The 22,540-nt window shown below is 68.6% G+C and carries 19 protein-coding genes and 1 pseudogene; 6 read left to right on the top strand and 14 right to left on the bottom strand.

The features are described from left to right. Positions 1-3 precede the first annotated feature (3 nt). From rplC to rfbB, 8 genes are all read right to left on the bottom strand, one after another. Complete coding sequence (gene rplC / locus ACZ3UD_RS03270; RefSeq protein ID WP_153460994.1) at positions 4-651, bottom strand: 50S ribosomal protein L3; 648 nt, start codon at positions 649-651, stop codon at positions 4-6. Between the two features lie 14 nt (positions 652-665). Then, positions 666-974, bottom strand: coding sequence for a 30S ribosomal protein S10 (gene rpsJ / locus ACZ3UD_RS03275; RefSeq protein WP_012785157.1), 309 nt, complete (start codon positions 972-974; stop codon positions 666-668). A gap of 390 nt (positions 975-1,364) precedes the next feature. Then, positions 1,365-3,173 (bottom strand): hypothetical protein, encoded by a 1,809-nt coding sequence (locus ACZ3UD_RS03280; protein WP_465581660.1) that lies wholly within the window; start codon positions 3,171-3,173, stop codon positions 1,365-1,367. Between the two features lie 204 nt (positions 3,174-3,377). After that, entirely contained in the window at positions 3,378-4,868 is a 1,491-nt protein-coding gene (locus ACZ3UD_RS03285; protein WP_465581662.1) for a hypothetical protein, read from the bottom strand. 168 nt (positions 4,869-5,036) lie between these two features. Beyond that, positions 5,037-5,444 carry a DUF2304 family protein gene (locus tag ACZ3UD_RS03290; RefSeq protein ID WP_465581664.1) on the bottom strand — a complete coding sequence of 136 codons (408 nt, stop codon included), beginning with the start codon at positions 5,442-5,444 and terminating at the stop codon, positions 5,037-5,039. Beyond that, positions 5,441-6,130 (bottom strand): glycosyltransferase family 2 protein, encoded by a 690-nt coding sequence (locus tag ACZ3UD_RS03295; RefSeq protein ID WP_465581666.1) that lies wholly within the window; start codon positions 6,128-6,130, stop codon positions 5,441-5,443. Before ACZ3UD_RS03295 ends, ACZ3UD_RS03290 begins: the two co-directional genes overlap by 4 nt. A gap of 76 nt (positions 6,131-6,206) precedes the next feature. Further along, positions 6,207-7,556: a lipopolysaccharide biosynthesis protein gene (locus ACZ3UD_RS03300; RefSeq protein WP_465581668.1), complete on the bottom strand. Its 1,350-nt coding sequence runs from the start codon at positions 7,554-7,556 to the stop codon at positions 6,207-6,209. Further along, the gene (rfbB, locus tag ACZ3UD_RS03305; RefSeq protein ID WP_465581670.1) at positions 7,553-8,530 is read right to left on the bottom strand and encodes a dTDP-glucose 4,6-dehydratase; all 978 of its coding nucleotides are present in this window, start codon (positions 8,528-8,530) and stop codon (positions 7,553-7,555) included. Before rfbB ends, ACZ3UD_RS03300 begins: the two co-directional genes overlap by 4 nt. Before the next feature lie 117 nt (positions 8,531-8,647). Here rfbB and rfbA point away from each other — a divergent pair, with 117 nt between their 5' ends. From rfbA to ACZ3UD_RS03330, 5 genes are all read left to right on the top strand, one after another. Further along, positions 8,648-9,523, top strand: a complete 876-nt coding sequence (gene rfbA, locus ACZ3UD_RS03310; protein ID WP_465581672.1) for a glucose-1-phosphate thymidylyltransferase RfbA — start codon at positions 8,648-8,650, stop codon at positions 9,521-9,523. Then, positions 9,520-10,119: a dTDP-4-dehydrorhamnose 3,5-epimerase family protein gene (locus ACZ3UD_RS03315; RefSeq protein WP_218198372.1), complete on the top strand. Its 600-nt coding sequence runs from the start codon at positions 9,520-9,522 to the stop codon at positions 10,117-10,119. Before rfbA ends, ACZ3UD_RS03315 begins: the two co-directional genes overlap by 4 nt. A gap of 45 nt (positions 10,120-10,164) precedes the next feature. Then, on the top strand, positions 10,165-11,061 hold the full coding sequence (locus ACZ3UD_RS03320) for a glycosyltransferase family 2 protein (protein WP_465581675.1): 897 nt from the start codon (positions 10,165-10,167) through the stop codon (positions 11,059-11,061). 72 nt (positions 11,062-11,133) lie between these two features. Beyond that, positions 11,134-12,087, top strand: a complete 954-nt coding sequence (locus tag ACZ3UD_RS03325) for an NAD-dependent epimerase/dehydratase family protein (protein ID WP_465581677.1) — start codon at positions 11,134-11,136, stop codon at positions 12,085-12,087. A gap of 122 nt (positions 12,088-12,209) precedes the next feature. Then, positions 12,210-13,541: an acyltransferase family protein gene (locus tag ACZ3UD_RS03330; RefSeq protein ID WP_465581679.1), complete on the top strand. Its 1,332-nt coding sequence runs from the start codon at positions 12,210-12,212 to the stop codon at positions 13,539-13,541. 65 nt (positions 13,542-13,606) lie between these two features. Here the strand turns inward: ACZ3UD_RS03330 and ACZ3UD_RS03335 are convergent, their stop codons facing one another. From ACZ3UD_RS03335 to ACZ3UD_RS03345, 3 genes are all read right to left on the bottom strand, one after another. Beyond that, a complete protein-coding gene (locus tag ACZ3UD_RS03335; RefSeq protein ID WP_465581681.1) occupies positions 13,607-14,044 on the bottom strand; it encodes a GtrA family protein in 438 nt (145 codons plus the stop codon). A 29-nt stretch (positions 14,045-14,073) separates the two neighbouring features. After that, on the bottom strand, positions 14,074-14,292 hold the full coding sequence (locus ACZ3UD_RS03340) for a hypothetical protein (RefSeq protein ID WP_465581683.1): 219 nt from the start codon (positions 14,290-14,292) through the stop codon (positions 14,074-14,076). Between the two features lie 752 nt (positions 14,293-15,044). After that, positions 15,045-18,272, bottom strand: coding sequence for a discoidin domain-containing protein (locus tag ACZ3UD_RS03345; RefSeq protein WP_465581685.1), 3,228 nt, complete (start codon positions 18,270-18,272; stop codon positions 15,045-15,047). 653 nt (positions 18,273-18,925) lie between these two features. On the opposite strand from ACZ3UD_RS03345, the pseudogene ACZ3UD_RS03350 reads away from it, so the two are divergent. Beyond that, positions 18,926-19,550 (top strand): annotated as a pseudogene (locus tag ACZ3UD_RS03350) (IS5 family transposase); the annotation flags it as partial. Between the two features lie 291 nt (positions 19,551-19,841). On the opposite strand, the gene ACZ3UD_RS03355 reads toward ACZ3UD_RS03350, so the two are convergent. The 3 genes from ACZ3UD_RS03355 to tuf form a co-directional block, all read right to left on the bottom strand. Continuing rightward, complete coding sequence (locus tag ACZ3UD_RS03355; protein ID WP_465582080.1) at positions 19,842-19,979, bottom strand: hypothetical protein; 138 nt, start codon at positions 19,977-19,979, stop codon at positions 19,842-19,844. 179 nt (positions 19,980-20,158) lie between these two features. Beyond that, entirely contained in the window at positions 20,159-21,139 is a 981-nt protein-coding gene (locus ACZ3UD_RS03360; RefSeq protein WP_465581687.1) for a glycosyltransferase family 2 protein, read from the bottom strand. A 188-nt stretch (positions 21,140-21,327) separates the two neighbouring features. Continuing rightward, positions 21,328-22,521 (bottom strand): elongation factor Tu, encoded by a 1,194-nt coding sequence (tuf, locus tag ACZ3UD_RS03365; protein ID WP_030280743.1) that lies wholly within the window; start codon positions 22,519-22,521, stop codon positions 21,328-21,330. Between the last annotated feature and the right edge of the window lie 19 nt (positions 22,522-22,540).

Here is a 22,540-nt window from a genome sequence, read left to right on the forward strand (position 1 = left end):
TCCTCACAGCCCCTTCGCCGCGGTGCGGACGAGGACGAGGCCGCCGTTCGGGCCCGGGACGGCGCCCTTGATGAGCAGCAGACCCTTCTCCGCGTCGACCGCGTGCACGGTCAGGTTCTGGGTGGTCACACGCTCGTGGCCCATCCGACCAGCCATGCGCAGGCCCTTGAACACACGGCCCGGGGTGGCGCAGCCACCGATGGAACCGGGCGAGCGGTGCTTGCGCTGGGTGCCGTGACCGGCGCCGAGACCACGGAAGTTGTGGCGCTTCATGACACCGGCGAAGCCCTTGCCCTTGGAGGTGCCGGTCACGTCGACCTTGACACCCGCCTCGAACAGCTCGGCGGTGATCTCCTGGCCCAGGGTGTACTCGGAGGCGTCCGAGGTACGGAGCTCGACCAGGTGGCGGCGCGGGGTGACACCGGCCTTGGCGAAGTGGCCCGCGAGGGGCTTGTTCACCTTGCGGGGGTCGATCTCGCCGAAGCCGATCTGGACGGCGTCGTAGCCGGCCGGGCTGTCGGCGGTGTGGACCTGGGTCACGACATTGGGCCCAGCCTTGACGACGGTCACCGGCACGACCCGGTTGTTCTCGTCCCAGACCTGGGTCATGCCGAGCTTCTCGCCCAGGATGCCCTTAATCTGCTTAGCCATCTTCGGTGCGCCTCTCAGAGCTTGATCTCGATGTCGACGCCCGCCGGCAGGTCGAGACGCATCAGCGAGTCAACCGTCTTCGGCGTGGGGTCGAGGATGTCGATCAGACGCTTGTGAGTACGCATCTCGAAGTGCTCGCGCGAGTCCTTGTACTTGTGCGGCGAGCGGATGACGCAGTACACGTTCTTCTCAGTGGGCAGCGGCACCGGGCCCGCGACCTGCGCACCAGTACGGATCACCGTCTCGACGATCTTCTTCGCCGAGGAGTCGATGACCTCGTGGTCGTAGGCCTTGAGCCGGATGCGGATCTTCTGTCCCGCCATGGCTACTCAGTAGTCCTTCTGTCTTAGTCACTTCACGATCCCCCTCCGACCCCCGCGCTCGGGCGTGTCGCACTCGCGCTTGCAAAAAACCGGCGAAGAACTCGTCGGTTTCGAACTTTCAGGGTGGGGGGAGCCGGGCCGAGGCCCCGCGTACGCTTCCCGGAAGATTCCCGTACGTCCGCCCCGCAGCTGCCGTGGCGTAGAACTCACGCTTGACGGCCATCACGGGAACGACGAGTACATGGGACTCGCTTCCAGTCCTCCCGGCGGGAGGCGCGCAGCATCGGCACTCAACCGAGCAACTTGGACATACTGCCACATGGAGCAGCCCGGATGCCAATCGGGGCCGGTGAGGTGCACCTCACCGGCCCCGATCGGGTGGCCTCGCGGTCAGCCCTTCCGCCAGAGCACCCAGCCGTGGTCCTTGCTGTACTTCGCGACGTGCCAGCCCGGGAGCGGCTTGTCCCAGCTGGACTCCGGCTTCGCGTCCTTCGGGACGGTCAGCAGCATCGCGTTCGCCTGCTCCGGCGGGGTGTTGCCGTGCTTGACGTTGCTGGTCCAGACCCGGCCCCAGTAGACCTCGTAGGACAGTGCCATGCGGGCGCCCCAGTCGAGGTCCCAGTCCAGTACCAGGTTGTCGCCCTTGCCCACGCCCGCCTCCTTGAGCAGGCCGACGGCCTCGTACTTGCGGGACTTCGAGTGCGGCTCGGAGACGTTGTCGGTGATGGTGACCGTCGCGTAGGCCGTGAAGATCGTCACGCAGCCCACCACTGCCGCAACCACCTTGCGTCCGCCGGCCACCCGCAGCAGCAGACAGGCGCCCAGCACCGCGAGCGCCCCCATCGTGGTGCGGGCCATATGCAGACCCTCCCAGGTCGACGCCAGGAACTGCGCGTCCGGCACCGTCCACGGTATGGCCCAGCCCTTGAGCTCGGCGCCCGCGTACCAGCCGACCGACAGCTGGATGACCACGATGACCAGGGCGCCTGCCAGTGCGAGCTTCAGCAGCGGGCGGGTGCCCGCCCGGAACAGAGCGACCAGGCCGACTACGAGGAACAGCGGCACGAGCACCGCGCAGTACCGGGCGTACACCCAGTTGTCCAGCCGGTCGGTGTCCGCCAGGCCGGCCGCGGAGGCCAGCGCGGTGCCGAACACCATGGCGACCATGCAGAAGGCCACCGCCCGCTCCGCCACCGAGAAGCTGCGGCGGAAGAAGACCACCACGCACAGCACGAAGGCGATCGCCCCGAAGCCGTATGTGGAGGTCATGAAGTACCAGAGCTGGCCGAAGGTGCGGCCGATGATGGTACCGATGTACTTGCTGTCGCCGAGGTTCTCGAAGACCTTGTTGCCGACCTCGCTCGGCGGGGCGTCCTTGAACTGGTTCTGCAGGAAGCCGGCCAGCAGCTTGGCGCCCAGGAAGGTCACGCCGAGCGCGCCTAGGCCGACGAGCGAGGAGAGCCGGGGCGCCCAGCCGAAGGCCAGCACCACCACCAGGACCAACGCGGTCAGCGCCACGACCACGCCGCCGCGGTCGTGGGTGGCCATCGCGTAGCCGGCCGCCAGGCCCATCGCGGCCGCATAGAGCGCGCGGCGGCGCAGGGAGCCGGACGACAGCCAGCCGTGCATGGCGATGAGCCAGGCCAGCAGGAGCACCGGGAGGACGGTGTCCGACATGACGAACTGGGAGTAGAAGATCACCGGCGGCGCCAGGGCCACGGCCGTCGCGGTCAGATAGGCGTGCCGTCGGGCGAGGCCCAGGCGGCGCGCGGCCACGAAGACCAACGGGAAGACCAGCGCGTTGAGCACCGCGTTGATGCCCATGATCAGGTGGTACGCGGTCGCCGGGTTGTCGGCGATCCGCAGCGCCGGCGAGATCAGCAGTGGGTACCCGCCGGGGATGACCACGCCGACGGGCATCTCGGTGGTCGGCCGACCGGCCAGCACCCTCGCTATCACGAGGTACGAGTCCTCGTCCGCGTGCACCGACGGGTAGTAGTTGTGGATCGACAGGGAGAGCCGGAACAGGGTCTGTCCGACGTAGCCGACCAGCAGGGCCACCGGCCAGAACCAACGGCCGATCGTCAGGGCCCGCAGGCGTTCGGCACCGCGGGAGGCAGCGCTGCCGGACTCCCCACCAGCCGATCGTTCACTACTGGCCGACTCCGGCTGGGCGTCGACGGCTGTGCTCAGGTCCACGGGTTGTCTCCCCCTGGGATATCAACAGGTTGCCGACCGGGTCCGCCTCGTGCGGCCTGACGGTCGGGTGGTCAACGGGAGGGTTCGGTGGAATGCGGCCGAATGGGGCCTCGTCTCCGCAACCAACCTACCTGCCGGAACCGGGTGTCAGGGTGCTATCACGGCGCGCCACATTCACGCGACCTTCACAAAAGCTGACGAAATCTACCGAACCACCGGCTTGCGGGCCTCGCACTTGCCTTCCGGCGCGAACTTCGGGCACTCACCGTTCGGCAGCTTGGTGGTCTGCGCCGTCCAGGCGAGCCAACCGTGGGAGTTGTGGTCGGAGGACGGCATGAACCGATCCACCGTGGACGATCCGGCCATGGAGGTGAAGAAGGCCAGGGCGCACAGCACGGCGCCGCTGGCCCGCAGCGCGGGCACCGCGAACGACGGACGGCGATTCGGCGCCTCGGGGTCGACCGCCTTGCGACCGGCGAACCGCTGGTGGACCAGGTAGCCGGCCATCCCGCACAACACAATGCTGCAGTAAAGCAGTTCGGCCGAGGTCCGCGGGTAGAGCTGGACGAGCTTGTCACGCTCCATGTGCGAGGCGAACCAGTACCGCAGGAGGAACGCGCCGAGCATGCTGAACCCGGCCACCTGGACGACCGCGAGCCGCGGGCCGAGCCAGAGCGCGACCCCGATGCCGACCACCAGCAGCAGCGCGAACACACCGACACCGCCCAGCTCGCCCGGCAGCGGCCAGACGCTGTGCTCGATGGCACCCGGCTGGTCCCCCTGCCACATCACGAAGTAGGCCGGATCCGTGTAGGTGTCGAAGTACATGTAGGCGTCCGGCTCACCGGCACCGGTGGCGAGCCGGAACACGTAGGAGCCACTGATCGCCAGAAAAGCAACCATGGTCGCGCCCACCAGGGTCAGTGCTCGCAGCAGGGCGGTGCGTCCCCCCTCGCGGGAAACTCTGGCGACGGCGACGGCCAGCACCACCAGCGCACCGGGGGCGGACCAGACGAACCAGCCCGAGTACCAGAGGAAGAGCACGGAGAAAGCCGTGCCGAAGGCCAGACCGCTCAGCAGTGCGGCCTTCGTGGTGAGCCCGGCGGACCTCAGGATCGAGTCCATGAACTTGGCCAGCACCGGGATCAGGATCAGAAGTATGACGTCCACGTACGGCTTGGCCGGGTGCACCGTCGGGAATATCGACACCACGCTGAGCCCGAGCGCCCAGAGCGGCGGAAGGAGGAGCCGCCAGGCCAGATAGACCGCGGGGCCGGTGAGCGCGACCAGCACCAGGCCGAGAATCTTGAGCGCGGCACCGGGGTGTCCGGGGTTGAACAGCTCGGTCCACCAGGTGAGCACATGGGGGAAGAGCGGGGGGTAGATGCCGGGCAGCGGGCGGCCCTCCTTGATGTCGCCCACCCACAGCTGCAACTGCCCGGAGTCCCCCTGGACTCCGTTCAGCGGCCACGAGGTCCCACGAAGGATCACCGCCACCCCGCCGGCGTAGAGGCCGGTGGCCAGACCCGCCAGCGAAGCGCAGGCGATATGCAGGGCCACCGGCCTGGATATCCGTCGGCTGAGCGCCCACCACGCCAGCGCGAGGACGACGAACACCAGGATGAAGCGGAGCTGCATGGCAGCCAGCCCGCTCACCTGGCCGATCCGCTCCATCGGGTTGACGTCTATCGACATGCACAGCTGGGTGAACCCGAGGGCCACCGCCGCACCAACGGCCGCCTCCAGAGCAGCCAGGCCAATGACGTGGGAAAAACGTGCTCTCGGCCTGGCGGCCCGCGCAGACATGATTGTGGTTTCTCCGAAGGTGCAACGTGCCGGACCGCCGTACCGGCGGGCCGGTTCTCAGCCCTGGGTGATCTTCTCGGACGCCTGGCGACCTTCGACTTGCGGCTCGTCCACGAAGCGTTCGTTGTTGACCCGCTGGCCATCGTTCACCGCGACGGCACGAGCGAGGTCGGTGAGCTTCTTCTCCAGCGACCGGAAACGCATGAAGGTGTTGAGCGTCATGAAGGCCATGCCGACCACGAGCAGGTAGAGCACCAGGTCGGTGCCGCGACCCACGCCGAGCTGGTTGGCGATCCAGGTCACGTCCTGCGGCCGGAACACGGCGTAGACGTTGGCGATCACGAAGGCGAAGAACGCCATGCGCTTCCAGGCGCGGGTGTGCGCGCGGTCCCAGTTGCGCACGAAGGCCAGCGAGAGCGTGCCGGTGCCGATCAGCAGCAAAAGCTGGATCCAGATGTACTTCACTTGCGGCCACGCTCCCGGAGCGAGATGTCGAAGAGGATGTTGACGCCGTTGATCAGCGACTGGCCCTTGGAGCGGGAGTACTCGGTGTACAGGATGTCGACCGGTACCTCGATGACCCGCAGGTCCGAGGCGGCCAGGAAGGCCACGATCTCGGAGGCGTGAGCCATGCCGTTCATGGTGATGCGGAGCTTGGAAGCCGCCTCGCGGTTGATCACGCGGAGGCCGTTGTGCGAGTCGGTGAGGTTGAGCTTGCGCGCGGTCGGGCTGATCGTCGCGGCGGTCCGCAGGACCACTCGCTTGATCCACGGCACCTCGCCGGTCTGCTCGATGAAGCGCGAGCCGAGGACCACGTCAGCCTCGTCCTGGCGGAGCAGGGCGACCATCTTCTCGACGTCCGGGGTCTGGTGCTGACCGTCCGCGTCGAAGGTCGCGAAGTACTTAGCCCCGGGCTGCTTGAGTGCGTAGGACAGACCTGTCTGCAGCGCTGCGCCCTGGCCGAGGTTGACCGGGTGCTGGATCAGGTGCGCACCCGTGGTCATGATGTGCTCGACGGAGTCGTCGGTACTGCCGTCATCGACCACGACAATGTTCGGGAAGGTCTTCCGAGCGCCCTCGATCACATCGGCGATGACGGTTCCCTCGTTGTAGGCCGGGATGACCAGCCATACATCGTCATAGTCGGACATCAATGACTCCATGCCGCGTCGTGCGGCCGCGGGGTGCGCGGCGGTTCGATTGGGGTAACAGGCCGGACCGGACCGGTCATATCGAGTCCACCAGTGAGGGGTGGGTGGACCCTCCGACCTCCGCCGTGGCGGTCGGCGGCTTCCGCAGGAAGGTCAGCCAGAGCGCCGCAGACATACTGACGACAGCGGCCAGCGAACCCATAGTGTAGGCGAGGCAGACTCGCGTAGCGATCGGCCCAGGTACCAGGGTGGTTACGATCAGTGCAACAGTTCCCAACGCCCAGCCGAGCAACTGGAGCCGGTGCCGGTGCAGGACCAGCAGCGCCTGTCCGAGGACCATCGCGAGCATGTAGCAGAGCGTTCCGACGGACATCCACAGGAAGTCCAGCGAGCCCAGGACGTCGTCCGCCTTGAAGAGTACCTGGATCAGCCACGGGCCCAGGATGGTGGCGGGGATCCCGCCAGCCACGCCGAGCACCGTGACCACGGCCGAGGTCCGGACCAGCAGCTTGGAGAAGCCCGCCCGGTCGCCGGCGGCGGCCGAGCTCGACAGGCCCGCCAGCAGCGAGGCCTGGAGCGAGCCGAACACGAACAGTGGAACGCGCGCCAGGACGACCGCGTTCAGCAGGCCGGCCACCAGCGCGGCGTTGTTCGGGGCCAGCAGCTGAGTACTGACCACCGCGGCGTTCACCACGACCTGCGAGAGCAGGGTCGAGCAGATCAGCGGCGCCAGGCCGGAGGCGACCGAGGGCCACGTAATCGATGGGCCGGAGCGCACCCCCTCCCGCAGCGGCCCGGCGGTGACCACTACCGAGATCAGCGGCGCCACCGTCAGAATCAGCGCGAAGACCAGCGGCGAGTGCACGTGCGCCAGCGCGCAGCCGATCGCAATCGCGATCCGCAGCGCGCCGTCCACCGCCAGCTGGGTGCCGTACGCGCCGAAGCGGCCGAGGCCGGCCAGCACGCCACGGGTGACGTTGCCGGCAGCCATGGCGACGAAGGCCGCGGCCAGCGCCAGGACCATGTCCGTGCGGCCGTCGAAGAAGGTGTCCGCCAGCGGGCGGACCGCCACCGCCATGCCGACGGTCAGCGCGGCCAGGATCGCACCGGTGATCACCAGGACCCGGCGCAGCACGGGCGCCACGCCCTGCCCGCCGACCATCCGAGCAGCCACGATCCTGGTGAGCTCCTGCTCGACCGGGAAGAAGAGCCCCAGGCCGACGGACATCAGGATTGTCCAGAGCAGGGAGACCGCCGCCATCTGCGGCTTGCCCAGGCTGTACCCGGCCGCCATCAGGTGGATGTAGGAGGCGGCGCCGAGCAGCACGGTCCCCCCGATCACCAGCTGGGTGCCCGGGGGAAGCGCGCTGAGCACCTTGGCCAACGGTGAACGGCGTCCGGTCGCCGTGCTGCCCTCGTCGTTCACGACTGCTGCACGGCCCTCACCTTGAGCGGCTCCCACCAGGCGCGGTTGTCGCGGTACCAGGCGATGGTCGAGGCGAGGCCCTCCTCGAAGGTGACCTGCGGCTCGTAGCCGAGCTCCTCGCGGATCTTGGTGATGTCCAGCGAGTAGCGCAGGTCGTGGCCCTTGCGGTCCTCGACCCGGTCGACCATGTCCCACCCCTGGCCGGTGGCCTCCAGCAGCAGACCGGTGAGCTCCTTGTTGGTGAGCTCGACGCCGCCGCCGATGTTGTAGACCTGGCCGGCCCGACCCTTGCGCAGCGCGAGGTCGATGCCGCGGCAGTGGTCGGAGACGTGCAGCCAGTCGCGGATGTTGCCGCCGTCGCCGTACAGGCCGACACGCTTGCCGTCGATCAGGTTGGTGGTGAAGAGCGGGATGACCTTCTCGGGGAACTGGTACGGCCCGTAGTTGTTGGAGCACCGGGTGACCACGACGTCCATGCCGTGGGTGCGGTGGTAGGCCAGCGCCAGCAGGTCCGAGCCGGCCTTGGAGGCGGAGTACGGGGAGTTCGGCGCGAGCGGCCAGTCCTCGGTCCAGGAGCCCTCGGTGATCGAGCCGTAGACCTCGTCGGTGGAGACGTGGACGAAGCGGCCGACGCCGTGCTTGCGGGCGGCGTCGAGCAGCACCTGGGTGCCCACCACGTTGGTCATCACGAACGGGCCGGCGCCGGCGATGGAGCGGTCGACGTGCGATTCGGCGGCGAAGTGCACCACCGCGTCATGGCCGGGCATGGCCTGGTCGACGGCGTCGACATCGCAGATGTCACCGCGGACGAAGGTGTAGCCGGGGTGGTCGGCCACCGGCGCGAGGTTCTCCTCAACGCCCGAGTAGGTCAGCTTGTCGAATACGGTGACGCGGGCCGCGGGGTCCCCCGACAGCAGCGCGCGCACGAACTGGGAACCGATGAATCCGGCGCCGCCGGTGACGAGGATGCGCATAGTGCGGCTGAGTATAGTGCGCGCGCGCAGGGCCGATCGCCCCAGGTACCCGGGGGGCCTCAAGGGCCGCGACGCCTGGTTGCTGCCCGGTTCCCCGAGCCACGTAAGGTGTCCGCCATGCGCGGCATTCTTCTTGCGGGCGGCACCGGTTCCCGCCTCTGGCCCCTGACCCGGGCCGTTTCCAAGCAGCTTCTCCCGGTCTTCGACAAGCCGATGATCTACTACCCGCTTTCCACGCTCATCATGGCGGGGATCCGCGAGATTCTGATCATCACCACTCCGCAGGACCGGGACCAGTTCGAGCGACTCCTCGGCGACGGCTCGCAGTTCGGCCTCGAGCTGCAGTACGCCGTGCAGGAGCGTCCGGAGGGCATCGCCCAGGCCTTCGTTCTCGGCGCCGACTTCATCGGCGACCAGCCCGTCGCACTGATCCTGGGCGACAACATCTTCCACGGCAGCGGCCTGGGCACCCGGCTCGCCCAGCGGACTGACCCGCAGGGCGGCATGGTGTTCGCCTACCCCGTCGCCGACCCGACCGCCTACGGCGTGGTCGAGTTCGACGAGGACGGCCAGGTCATCTCCATCGAGGAGAAGCCGCAGAAGCCGAAGTCCCGCTACGCGGTGCCGGGCCTGTACTTCTACGACAACCGCGTGGTGGAGATCGCCCGCACCATCACCCCGAGCGCCCGCGGCGAGCTGGAGATCACCGCCGTCAACGAGGCGTACCTGAAGGACGGCGAGCTGCAGGTCACCGTCCTGGACCGCGGCACCGCCTGGCTGGACACCGGGACGTTCGTCTCCATGGTGCAGGCCTCGGAGTTCGTCCGGGTCATCGAGGAGCGCCAGGGCTTCAAGATCGGCTGCGTCGAGGAGGCCGCCTGGCGGGCCGGGTTCCTCACCTCCGAGCAGCTGCGCGAGCTCGCCGAGCCGCTGCTGAAGAGCGGCTACGGCCAGTACCTGGTGAACCTGCTCGACGAGGAGGCCGCGCGATGAAGTTCCGCGAGCTGTCCATCGAGGGCGCCTGGGAGGTCACCCCCCAGCAACACGGCGACCCGCGCGGCCTGTTCATGGAGTGGTACCGCTTCGACCGGCTCTCCGAGGTCGTCGGACACCCGCTGCGGATGGCCCAGGGCAACCTCTCGGTGTCCGCCAAGGACGTCGTGCGCGGCATCCACTTCGCCGACGTCCCGCCGGGGCAGGCCAAGTACGTCAGCTGCGTGCGCGGCGCGGTGCTCGACGTGATCGTCGACCTCCGGGTGGGCTCCCCCACCTTCGGCCGCTGGGAGTTCGTCCGGCTCGACGACGTGGACCGCCGCTCGGTCTACATCTCCGAGGGCCTGGGCCACGGCTTCTGCGCGCTGAGCGACGACGCCACGCTCTCCTACGTCTGCTCGGAGACGTACAACCCGACCGGCGAGCACGCCGTGCACCCGCTGGACCCGGACCTCGCGATCGACTGGCCGGCCGAGGTCCCGCAGCTGTCCGCCCGTGACGCGGCCGCTCCGACCCTGGCGCAGGCCCTGGAGACCGGCCTGCTGCCGGACTACGAGGAGTGCCTGCGGTTCCGCCGGTCGCTCAGCGGTCAGTAGCCTTCCCGCCGTCCCCACTTACCCGGAAAACCTGGTGCGCCGCCCATGACAACTCTTGACATCATGCTGCCCTACTACGGCAACGTCGCGCTGATGCAGGCCGCCGTGCGCAGCATCCTGGCCCAGAGCGACCCCAACTGGCGGCTCACCGTGGTGGACGACGGCAAGGAGCCGGACGTCCCCGGCTGGTTCGCCGAGCTCGGGGACGACCGGGTCTCCTACCAGCGCAACGAGCAGAACCTCGGTGTGACCGGCAACTACCGCAAGTGCCTCGGCCTGGTACGCGAGCAGCACTTCGTCATGATGGGCACCGACGACATCATGCTGCCGAACTACGTCGCCACCGTCCGGGGCGTGCTCAAGGACAACCCGGACATCGGCATGATCCAGCCGGGCGTCCAGGTCATCGACGGCAACGGCAAGCCCACCGAGGGCCTGGCCGACCAGGCCAAGAAGCGCATCTACTCGCCCAAGGTCAACGGCCGCAAGCTGATGGGCGGGGAGGAGCTGGCCACCAGCCTGCTGCGCGGCAACTGGCTGTTCTTCCCCTCCATCTGCTGGCGTACCGAGGCCGTTCGAGCCGCTGGTTTCCGGGACAACCTGGAGGTCACCCAGGACCTCGCGCTGGTCATCGACCTGCTGCAGGCCGGCGAGCAGATGATGATCACCGACCAGGTCTGCTTCCAGTACCGCCGGCACGCGGTGAGCATCTCCTCGGCGCAGGCCTTCACCGGCGTGCGCTTCGAGGAGGCCAACCGCTTCTTCCGCGACGTCGCCGACCGGCTGGACGCGCACGGCTGGCCGAAGGCCGCCAAGGCCTCCCGGCTGCACCTGTCGTCCCGGATCCACGCGCTGACCATGGTCCCCGGCGCGGTCAAGAGCCGGAACGGCGGCGGCGCCAAGACCCTGCTGCGGCACGTCGCCGGCAGCGACCACTACTGAGGCAGCGCCCCCCACCACCCGACCGACCACCCGACCGACCATCCGACCGAACCGGAACCAGAGGCCATGGCCGTGAGCAGCTCAGACCTTCCCCGCATCGCCGTCCTCGGCGGCACCGGCTTCATCGGGCGCACCATCCTCGCCGCCCTGGACGAGCGGGGCCACCACCTGCTCACCATCGCCCGCAAGGAGCCGGCCGAGCCGCTGCCCGGCGAGTTCGCCCGGCTGGACCTCACCCTCGACCCGCCCGCCGAGCTGGCCGCGCTGCTGACCGATCACCGGATCGACGTGGTGATCAACGCGGCCGGCGGGATGTGGGGCCTGACCGACGAGCAGATGGTCGGCGCCAACGTCGGCATGGTCAGCCGGCTGCTGGACGCACTTCGGAGCATGCCCGCAGCCCCCCGCCTGGTCCACCTCGGTACCGTCCACGAGTACGGCCTCTGCCCGATCGGCGTCAGCCTGACCGAGGACTCCGAGCCGAATCCGTCCATGGTGTACGGGCAGCTCAAGTTGCAGGCGACCGAGCTGATCAAGGACGCCGTCCGCACCGAGGGCCTGGACGCCGTGGTGCTGCGCCTGGGCAACGTGGTCGGCGCCGGGCAGCCCGGGCACAGCCTGCTCGGCGTGATGGCCGGCAAGCTCGCCGCCGCACAGGCCGCCGACGCCACCGCCGAGCTGGCGCTCCAGCCGCTCACCGCCCAGCGCGACTTCGTCGACCTGCAGGACACCGTGGACGCGATCATCGCCGCGATCCCGAGCAACCCGGCCTCCCCCGCGGTGCTCAACGTCGGCCTGGGCAAGGCGAGTTCGGCGCGCGAGCTGGTCGACCTGCTGATCGAGGTCAGCGGTGTCCCGGTGAACGTCACCGAGGTCCCGGCGCCGGACGGCAGCGGCCCGGAGACCGAGTGGCAGCAGCTCGACATCTCCGCCGCCGGCAACGCCCTCGGCTGGCAGCCCGAGCGCAGCCTGCGCTCGGCCGTCGCCGCGCTCTGGTCCGCTGCCTCGGCCGGGTCCGCACGCTAACGATTCGATCAGCACCCGTGATGATCCTCGACGGGCATCGGTAGGATCCGACGAGGACCCGATCGGGCCTGTGCACCGGGCCTCCGCCTGGGCACCCCTTCCAGGAAAGCATGATCTTTTCCATGTCTCGCAGGCTCTCCTCGCCGGGCAGGCCCCAGTCCCGCGGCAACCGACCCGGCGGGTGGCTGTCCGCACTGCCCGGTCGGCGCGGGACCCTCGCCGAGTTGTACTCGGGCCGGGCCAACAGCTTCGGCCTGCTGCGACTGCTGCTTGCCTCGGCGGTCGTCCTCTCGCACATGTACCCCCTCGCGTGGGGGCACCTGGATCCGCTGTGGATCAAGAGCGGCCAGCAGACCGACATCGGCAAGATGGCCGTCATCGGGTTCTTCGTGCTCTCCGGGTTCATGATCAGCGCCAGCGGTGCCCGGACGCCCATCGGGCGGTACGCCTGGCACCGCGCGCTGCGCATCCTGCCCGGCCTCTGGGGATCGCTGCTGGTCTCGGCGCTGGTGATCATCCCGCTGCTGTGGCACTGGCAGCACGGCACGTTCAGCGGCTACTGGCACCACCCGGCCGGCCCGGTGAACTACCTGAAGGGCACTTGGAACACCTCGATCAGCACCGGCTGGGACATCTCCGGCGTCATCGAGGGGGGCATCAAGCGGGGCACCAACTACGACGTCGGCGTCAACGGCGCCCTCTGGTCGTTGAAGTACGAGATCCTTTGCTACGTCATCGTCGGCCTGATGGCCGCGGGTGGCGTCTTGCAGCGGGCCCGCAAGTTCGTGCCGCTGCTGGCGCTGGGTCTGTGGATCCTCATCCTGCGCGACTGGGTGAACATGCCCACCCTGCGCGGCATCCCGGGCGACATGAACTCCGCCGTCTACGTGCCGTTCCTCGGCGCGATGTCGGTGCACTTCCTCATCCACCTGGTCTTCATCTTCATGATCGGCGCGACCTTCCAGCTCTACCGCGAGCGGCTGGTCATCCACGACGGTCTGGCGCTGATCTGCGCCGCCGTGTTCGGCGTGAGCCTGTGGACCGGCGGCCTGTTCGTCTTCGGCTACCCGGCCTTCGCCTACCTGCTGCTCTGGCTGGCCATACGGCTGCCAGGCCCGTTCCAGAAGGTCGGCCGCAAGCGCGACTACTCGTACGGCATCTACATCTACGGCTTCACCGTCGAGCAGGCGCTGGCCATGCTCGGCTACGCCAAGTACGGCAAGCCGGTCTACCTGGCCCTAGCCATGGCAGGCACCGTGGTGCTGGCCGCGCTCTCCTGGCACCTACTGGAGTCGCCGCTGATGAAGGCCAAGAACTGGACGCCGTGGCCGGTGCGCAAGCTCAAGGAGCGCAGCGCCGCCCGGGTCGAGGCCGCAGCCGCGGCCGCGGCCGATCCGCTCACCGCGCCGCAGCCGGCGCCGGCGGCCGAGGAGCCGCCCAAGGTGTCCGCCTGACACCCGCCCCGCACAGCGAAGCGCCCGCCCGGACGGACCGGGCGGGCGCTTTCCGCTGTCGGAGCTCAGCGGCCGCGGAAGACCCACACCTTCATCAGCAGGAACCGGACCACGGTGGCCAGGCCGTTCGCCACGATCAGCCCGGCCACCTCCGCCACCCGCGAGGCGTCCGGCACCGCGATGTCGAGCAGGGCCAGCACGCCGGCACTCAGCCCCAGGCCGATCAGGAACGCCACCGCGCCCTGGAGCTGGTGGCGCACCGCGCCCTCGGAGCCGGTGATCCCGAAGGTGAAGCGGCGGTTGGCCGCGGTGTTGGCGACCGCGCTGACCGCCAGCGCGATCAGGTTGGCCGCCTGCGGGTCGGTGAACCGGCGCGCGACCACGAACAGCCCCAGGTAGAAGAGGGTGCTGAGCACACCGATCAGCAGGAAGGAAGGCAGCTGGCGGCGCGCCGGCCGCCCGTCGGTCTGCGGCTGCCCGCTCTTGTCGTCCGTGGAAAGCATCGCGGAGTACCCGTCGTCCGTTCGTCCGGTCAGGGCAGCCGGTACCCGGCGACCCGTCCATTGTCGAAGACCGGCTCGGCGAACTCCCGCAGCCGGGGCGATTCGGCGCCCGCCTTCCGGTCGACCACCAGGAACCGCACCCGGTGCTCACGCCGCAACCGCTCGATCAGCTCTGCGGTAGGACGGTACACCGCGTCCTCGTTGAGCCTGAACAGCTCCTGGTCCCAGAAGGGCTCGCGGATTGCCACCCTGCCCGCAGCGCGGGTTTCTATCCACGGCGCGCAGGGGTCCCAGTAGCACTCGCGGAAACCAACAGGGTAGGCCCTGATCGGAAACCAGGGGGTTGGCCGGGCAGCGCGAGGTAGCCCGTCGGCGGTCGGTGCAGGCGGGCTGTGGCTGGGGCGGTCAGCTGGTCGCGGGGGGGTGAGAGTGCTGGCCCCGCCGGCCCGAGCCGTCGTCGTGCGGGTCCTGTACGCACCGCCCCCGCACCAGACTGACCTACGGGCTCAAGATCCCAAGAGACGACCGGAGTCCACCGGGCGAGGCACCAGCCCACATGTTTTCACGCCGCAAGGCGTCCCTGCCCGGGACCAAGATGACTGACCTGCACCGCTTCGGGGAGAGCATGGCGGATCGCCTCGCCGTAGGAGCCGGAGCCGTCGCGGCAGACGTACTCGGGCCCCAGAGTGCTCGCGCAGCTCCGCGACCAGGGTCTGGGTGGTGCGGTCAGGCAGGATGTTGATCCGCTCGCCGGTCCCGGCGTCGGTGATCGCAGCGGCGTAGCGGTGCTGGGTCCTGAGGACGAAGTCGTCGATGCCGAGCACAAGCGGGACGCTCAGCGGCGGAACAGCCCTGCGCATGAGTATGCGCAGGGCTGTCGGCTCCGGCAGGCAGGACCTGATCGCCAGATCCATAGGGATTCTGCGCCGCCGGCGCGCTGCGGCGCTCGCTGGCCGCCGCGGCCGCCGCGGCGGGCGCGGCGGCCTTCGGAGGGGCAGAATCAGCTGATGCCGATCTGAGCGAGTTGGAGGTAGTAGTCACCGAACTGGTCGGGGCTCAGGCGGGTGCCGGTGATCCTCACATAGCGGGCGGTGGTGGGGGTGAAGGGGTGGAGGAGCGGGGCGGCACCGGGGCGGGGGGTGTTGGTGCGGGTGGCGACGGTGGTCCAGGTGGTGCCGTCGGGGGAGACCTGGACGGTGTAGTCGACCGGGAAGCCCAGGCCGGTGTTGGCGCCGTCGGTGCGCGGGGTCAGGGCGACCTGGCTGATCAGGCTGGGGCCCTGGAGGTCCACGGTGATCCACTCATTGCCAGCGGAGCCGGACGACCTGGCGCTGCTCCAGCCCATCGTGTACTCGAGGGTGGAGTTGGTGATGCCGTTGGTGGTCGCGGCCGGACGCCAGGCGTATGCGCTCACCGAAGTCGACGCCGTCACCGGCCGGTTGACGGCCAGCTCGCCGCCGGTCGCCTCGATCTCGGCGAACTGCATCCGGTAGTCGCCGTTCGGATCGGTGCCCAGCCGGGTGCCGTTGACCCGGATGTAGCGGGCGCCGGTGGGGACGAACGGGAAGGCCTGGACGGAGCCGTCCGTCGGCTTCGGGTAGTTCGTGCGGTCGGTGACGGTGGTCCAGTTGCTGCCGTCCGTGGAGACCTGGATGCTGAAGTCCACCGGGAAGCCCCAACCCGCGGCGGCCCCGTCGGCCCGCGGGTAGAGGTCCACCCGGCTGATCCGCCGGGTCGAGCCGAGGTCCAGCTTCACCCACTCGGGGTGGTCGGCGCCCGGGGTGAGGTTGCTGCTCCAGCCGTTGCTGCCGGTCGCCAGGCCGCGCCGTCCGTCGGTCAGCGCGCCGGTGCTCCAGCCGTCGCCCTCGTACGTGCTGGACGCGACGACGGCGGCGTTCTCCGCGACGTCGCCGCCCGGGTTGAGCCGGACGTGCTCGAAGCGGGCGGAGGCCCCGCCGGTGGCGAGCCCGAAGCCGCCGACCGGGTAGCCCTGGTCGGTCACGGTGAGCAGCTGGATGGTACCGGCGTAGACCCGGAGCGTGCCGCCCCGGGCGGACACCCGCAGACTGACGGTCTGGCCTGGGGTGTAGCCGGGCACCTTCGCCGAGCCGAGCGTGGTGCCGCTGCGGTTCACGAACACCTCGCCGGTGTTGCGCAGCGCGACCAGGTATCCGGTCTGCGACTCGGTCGGGTTCTGGTTGCGGACCACCATGCCCGCCCAGTTGGTGTCGCCACCGTTGGCCTGGACGCCGGTGATCCGTAGGTCGACGGAGGCCTCAACGTCCCGGTACGCGCGGCCGGTCAGGCCGGCGACCACGTCCCAGCCGGCGTTGGGGTCACTCTGCACGTACCCGCCGTCGCCGCTCGCCGTCCAGGTGCCGCGGACGGTGCGCCAGGAGGCGTTCCGGTCGGGGCCGAAGTCGTCGGTGAACGGGAAGGCCGCGTCCGGGCCGGGGGTGGTCAGCGCGTCCAGGATCTGCTTGTGCCGCTGGTCGGTGGCCGTGCCGGACTTGGAGAAGGACGTCGTGCCGCTGATCAGCGAGTTGATCAGGGCACGGGCGAGCACCGGCTTGGTGGCGGAGAGCTGGTTCAGCAGCTCGTAGTCCTGGATGCCGGCCAGCAGGGCCTCGCTGCGGACGCTGTCGTAGACGCCGTAGGTCTTCTTGTTGGGGCGGACCAGGAAGTCATCGCCGGACATCGGGTCGTTGAAGGTGTCGACGGCGGGGAAGCCGGTGACGGGCTTGGTCCAGATGTTCCAGCCCCAGTGCAGGAAGCCGTTCCCGCCAACGGCCGCCACCATCCACGGCGTGAGCCGGGAGTCGGACAGCGGGTAGCTGATCCAGCGGTTGAGGTGGTTGTCGGTGGGGTTGTTGCAGTAGTACAGCCAGAAATCCTTACCGGACAGGCGAAGGTTCTGGTAGTACGCCGTGTTGTTGTCGTACTGCGGCCCGCCGACGGAGGTCACCGTGCTCAGCGAGCTGTCAATGCCCGGCTCCGGGTTCTGGCGGGACTCGTTGCTCAGACCATTGGGGAACTGGTCCTTGCCCTTGTAGTGCTGATAGAGCCACACCGCGTTCGCGGTCTGGGTGGCATCCGTCGGGTCGGGCTCGTCGACGGCACTCATGTAGAACACGTCGCTCCAGCGCCGGCCCGGGGTGCAACTCGGGCCCGGATCCAGACACTTGGCGTCGAGGTGCTTCTTCAGCTCGGCGAAGACCTTGTCCAGGTAGACCCCGGCCGCGTCCGAACCGGCCTGCTGGTAGGCCATCTTGACGCCACCCTGGCCGTCCGGAACGAGGGTTTCCAGGTCCTTGCCGTGTTCGTGTTCGAGCAGGGTGGGCGTGTAGATGTACTGCAGAGCGCCAGCATCCTGGAAGGTCTGCACGAAACGATCGAAGGCCTGCCAGGTGAAGGTCAGATTCCCGGCGGAGTCCGACTTGGTGTCCGGGATGGCGAGGGCCTGGAAGTCCGCGTAGACCACGTTGTTGCGGTGCCTGGCGTGGTCGGCGGCGAAGCTGGTGATGACGTCCCACCACTCCGGGTCGAACGCCTTGATCGGCTGGCCCGACCCGTCCCGCTTGGTGTACTGGGAAGAGATGGAGGACTCGGTCCAGTTGTAGTCCCAGCCGACCGAGGTGAACCAGTTGTTCATCCGGAAGGTCGACCGGTTGGCCGGCGGCAGCGCCGCGTCGTACACCGTCACCGACACCGGGATGTCCACCGCCCCGGCCGAACTCTGCACGGTGGCCTGGCCGGTGTACACCCCGGGAGCCTGGGTGTCCGGCACCGCGACACTGTAGTAGTACGGCTGGGTGGTGCCGGCGGCGAGGCCGGACGGAACGTTCTCGACCAGCGCGTCGTAGTAGGCCGTCCCGCCGTCCGGCGGCTCCTGGTGCCCGTCGCTGCCCGGAGTCGCCACCTTCCACACCTGCTGGTGGTTGTACTCCCGGTTCACGGTGATCCGCGAGGCCGGGATGACGGCCCCGTTCGGACCGGTCAGGTCGCCGGGTAGCAGTTGCAGGCCGTTCAGCTGCGTGCCGGAGCGCACCGCGATCTGGGCGGCCTGGGTCTCGTTGCGGGCGGCGAACAGGTCGACCCCCTGGGCGGGGCGGTAGGGGGCGGGCGTGGACGAGAAGACGTGGTCGTAGCCGCTCTCCACCCAGACGGACGGCTGGGCGGCCGCGGACGCGGACCCCGGTGACAGCGAGGTGAGCAGCAGTCCGATCAACGATGGTATGAGTACCCTCGCGGTCTTTTTCCTCACAATGTCTCTTTCTTTACATCGAGCAACATGAAAAACATGAGACAATTATGATGAATAGTCAGCTCACGGGCCGTCCGGGTAGTCAGGTCGTGGATGTCCGATGGCCGTTTCCGGACACAACGAAGGAGCCCCCGTACCGCCGCGGGCGGCGGTACGGGGGCTCCTGAGGGTGCGGGTGTGTCCAGCCAACGGCTCTGTCCCGTAATCGCGGTAGCGCTGTGTGGTGATCACTGGAGAAGGATCCGGTGGCGGGGCAGGGCGAATCCAGCTCGGCCGTGCATCTGCCGCGTGATTCGCTTGGTACGGGTGTTCACACTTTCGATGCGGCCGTTGTGGTGGGGCAGGGTGAGGCTGGCGTCAACGGCGGTGCGGCCGAGCCTTCTTGAAGCTCTGATTGGGCGTCTTAGTAGCCCTGCTCCTGTATGCGGCTTTAATCCCTGTTCGCTTTCGTAACCTTAAGCCCGATAGGAGAAGATTGCTCCAGTCACGGCTGCTGGCTGGGCCGTCCGTCTCATCCGTTTCTGGGCTCTGAAATCCGTCTGGCTTGAAGATGTCATAGAAACGCCCACCCAGCAGCGGAACGCGATCCTCCGCCCCATCCGTGCTGACGCTGTGCCATGAGCCAGCGGAAGCCGCACCCCAGCGACCTGTCCGACGCCCGATGGGCCTTGATCGAGCCGAAACTGACGGCACGGAGAAAAGCTCGGCTCGACCGTCGGCCAACCGGCCAGCCAGCGAAGGTCGACCTGCGCGACGTCTTCAACGCGATCCTCTACGTCAACCGCACGGGAATCCCCTGGAAGTACCTTCCAGGGGATTCCCCAACCACGGCACCGTCTACGCCTACTATGCCGCGTGGCGCGACGAGGGAATCTTCGTCCAACTCAACTACGACCTGACCGGCCTGGCCCGCGTGAAGGAAGGCCGCAACCCCGAGCCGACAGCCTCGGTGATCGACACCCAGAGCGTGAAGACCTCCACCAATGTGCCCCTGACCAGCCAGGGAACCGACGCCGCGAAGAAGATCGTCGGCCGGAAGCGGGGCATCCTCACCGACACCATCGGGCTGATCCTCGCCGTCACCGTCACCGCCGCGAGCCTGTCCGAGAATGACCTGGGAATACGGCTCCTCAGCCAGGCCAAGAAGACCTACCGAGCATCTCCAAAAGCTGGGCCGACACCGGCTTCAAGAACGCAGTGATCGAGCACGGCGCGGGCCTGGGCATCGACGTCGAGGTCGTGACACCCCGTAGCCGCGCAGGACCTCGGTCCAGCCAGTGCGGCGCCGAGCAGGAACCACTGAGCCGACCCCGCGGCAGGGCAGTGAGACGATGCCCGCCACAACCAGGACCAGCCAGCCAGCTGGCAGCCACGCGTACCTTCGGGGCCGCCAGTGCCGACGGAACGCGGGCACCACCTCGCACGAGACCACCACGGCGAGCGGCCAGAGCACGGCGAGCGCCTGCAGACCGAGACCGACGGCTACGGCCCAGGCCGCCAGTTCGAGCACCAGGCCGGTCACCGCGCCGAGCATCAGGTCCTCGTGTACGGGTGGCTCCGCAGGACGCGGAACACCAGCGTTCCCGGGAGCAGGACGCCCCAGAGCACGTAGACCAGATAGCGGGCGACGTCCACCACTGGGGTGCCCGAGGCCCACAGCGTCCCGACCACGGCGACATCGGCCGCCGGGGTGGGCGAGGAAGCGCGCTGCGGGACGGTCGGTGCGCGCGAGCGCCGTGGCCGTGGACGGAGCCACCGGCCGGCGAGCCCGACGTCGGGAGCGGCCTGCCTCGGACCTGTCCGATGTTCCTGTCCCGCGCGAGTGCCGCGCCAGGTCCCCGTCGCGCTAGCTAGCTCGTCCGATCGGAGAGTTCCGTCACGGCAGCCTCGGCCGGCTCATCGGCCGAGTCATACCCGACGAAGTAGGCCGGCCGCGCCTGCACGGCCGAGTAGATCCGGCCGACGTACTCGCCGAGCAGGCCGACGCAGATCAGCTGGACCGCCCCGATGAAGAGCATCGCGATGAACAGCGAGGACCAGCCGGGCACGGCGGAGCCGAGCGCGTACGAGACCGTCGTGTAGACGCCCAGGACGATGCAGATCAGGAAGCTGAACAGGCCGAGCCAGGTGGCGAGTCGCAGCGGGCTCGCGGAGAAGTTGGTAACGCTGTCGAGGGCGAGGCTGACCATCTTGGACAGCGGGTAGTGGGTGCTGCCGGCCACCCGTTCCTCTCGCACGTAAACGACCTCGCCGCTGGGGAAGCCCAGCCACGGCACGAGCAGCCGGTAGACCGGCTGGTGCTCGGGCATCGCCTTGAGCGCGTCGACCGCGGCCCGGCTGAGCAGCCGGAAGTCGCCCGCCTGATTGGGCATCCGCTTGCCGACCAGCTTGCGCATCAGCCAGTAGTACGCCCCGGCGGTCTGCCGCTTGAAGAACGTGTCGGTGCCGCGGTCGCCACGGACGCCGTAGACGATGTCGAGGTTCTGCTCGCGGGCGAGCGCCAGCATCTCGGGGATCTTCTCCGGCGGATCCTGCAGATCGGCGTCGATGGAGACGACGTAGTCGCCGAAGGCGCGGTGGATGCCGGCGGTGAGCGCGGCCTGGTGCCCGGAGTTGCGGGCGAAGCGGACGATCCGGAACTCCGGCCAGTCCTGGCGGATCTTCTGCATCAGCACGGGTGTGGCGTCCCTGCTGCCGTCGTCCACGCCGACGACCTCGTAGTCGACGCCCAGCCCGTCCAGGATGGGACGCAGCCGCTCGACGGTCAGCGGGAGCGCCTCCTGCTCGTTGTAGATCGGCATCACGACCGACAACAGCGGTGCCGTAGACATGCGTTGGATCCCACTTTCCGCGACGGCGGGGCTGGATGGTGAGCCGACCATAACAGTCGGCCATGAGCTGCCTGTGAGAGGAAGTGCGCCAGGTGAGCGCGGGGTGAGACGCCGAAGGGCCCCACGCACCCGCGGGTGCGTGGGGCCCTTCGGACTGGCCTGACCAGGCAGGCAGGTCAGAGCGTCAATTACTTGACGATCTTGGTGACCTGGCCGGCGCCGACGGTGCGGCCACCCTCACGGATGGCGAACTTCAGGCCCTCCTCCATGGCGACGGGCTGGATCAGCGCGACGGTCATGGCGGTGTTGTCGCCCGGCATGACCATCTCGGTGCCCTCGGGGAGGGTCACGACGCCGGTCACGTCCGTGGTACGGAAGTAGAACTGCGGGCGGTAGTTGTTGAAGAACGGGGTGTGACGGCCACCCTCGTCCTTCGACAGGATGTAGGCCTGGGCCTCGAAGTCGGTGTGCGGGGTAACCGAACCCGGCTTGATGATGACCTGGCCGCGCTCGACGTCCTCGCGCTTGATGCCACGGAGCAGCAGACCGACGTTCTCACCGGCCTGGCCCTCGTCGAGCAGCTTGCGGAACATCTCGATGCCGGTGACCGTGGTGGTGGTCTTCTCGGTCTTGATGCCGATGATGTCGACGGTCTCGTTGACCTTGAGGATGCCGCGCTCGATACGACCGGTGACGACGGTGCCACGACCGGTGATCGTGAAGACGTCCTCGATCGGCATCAGGAACGGCTGGTCCACGGCGCGGGCCGGGGTGGGGATGTTCTCGTCGACCGCGTGCATGAGGCCGAGGAGCTTCTCGCCCCACTCCTTGTCGCCCTCGAGGGCCTTCAGGGCGGAGACGCGGACGACCGGCAGGTCGTCGCCCGGGAACTCGTACTCGGAGAGCAGCTCACGGACCTCGAGCTCGACGAGCTCCAGGATCTCCTCGTCGTCCACCATGTCGGCCTTGTTCAGGGCGACGACGATGTAGGGGACGCCGACCTGGCGGGCCAGGAGGACGTGCTCCTTGGTCTGCGGCATCGGGCCGTCGGTGGCGGCGACGACGAGGATCGCACCGTCCATCTGGGCCGCACCGGTGATCATGTTCTTGATGTAGTCCGCGTGACCCGGGCAGTCGACGTGGGCGTAGTGACGCGCCTCGGTCTGGTACTCGACGTGCGCGATCGAGATGGTGATACCGCGCTGCCGCTCCTCCGGCGCCTTGTCGATCTGGTCGAACGGCGTGAAGGGGTTGATCTCCGGGTACGCGTCGTGCAGCACCTTGGTGATGGCCGCGGTAAGGGTCGTCTTACCGTGGTCGATGTGACCGATGGTGCCGATGTTGACGTGGGGCTTCGTCCGCTCGAACTTCGCCTTCGCCACTGCAGTCCTCCTGAGGACA

It is taken from the genome of Kitasatospora sp. NPDC023118 (assembly GCF_055560875.1).